Raw genomic sequence first — 411 nt, 5'->3', positions numbered from 1 at the left:
CCGCAAGGGCGAGTCTGACCTGGTCGAACGCGACGGCGCGTTCTACCTTCTCGCGACGTGCGAGGTCCCCGAGGCGGAGCTCAACGAGGACCCGGACGGGTTCCTCGGCGTGGATCTCGGCATGGTGAACATCGCAACGACGTCCGACGGCGATGTCCTGGCCGGCCGCCGGTTGAACCGGTACCGCGCCCGGCAGGCGGCACTTCGAGCCAAGCTGCAAAGAAAGTGTACGAAGTCGACGAAGCGGCTGCTGAAGAAGCGGGCCCGCCGCGAGCGGCGGTTCGCCGCGGACGTGAACCACACCATCTCGAAACGCATCGTGGCTGAGGCTGAACGCACCTCACGCGGCATCGCCCTGGAGGATCTCCAGGGCATCCGTGAGAGGGCTCGGTTGAGAAAGCCCCAACGGGC

General features: G+C 66.9%; 1 protein-coding gene. It reads left to right on the top strand.

The features are described 5' to 3' along the window. Nucleotides 1-411: transposase (locus CHF15_RS42870; protein ID WP_143681783.1), on the top strand; the 411-nt coding region annotated here is incomplete at both ends.

The organism is Actinacidiphila glaucinigra (assembly GCF_900188405.1).
Lineage (GTDB): Bacteria > Actinomycetota > Actinomycetes > Streptomycetales > Streptomycetaceae > Actinacidiphila > Actinacidiphila glaucinigra.
Note: the sequence above shows the minus strand (reverse complement) of the source record. Positions and strands in the feature narration are given on the sequence as shown.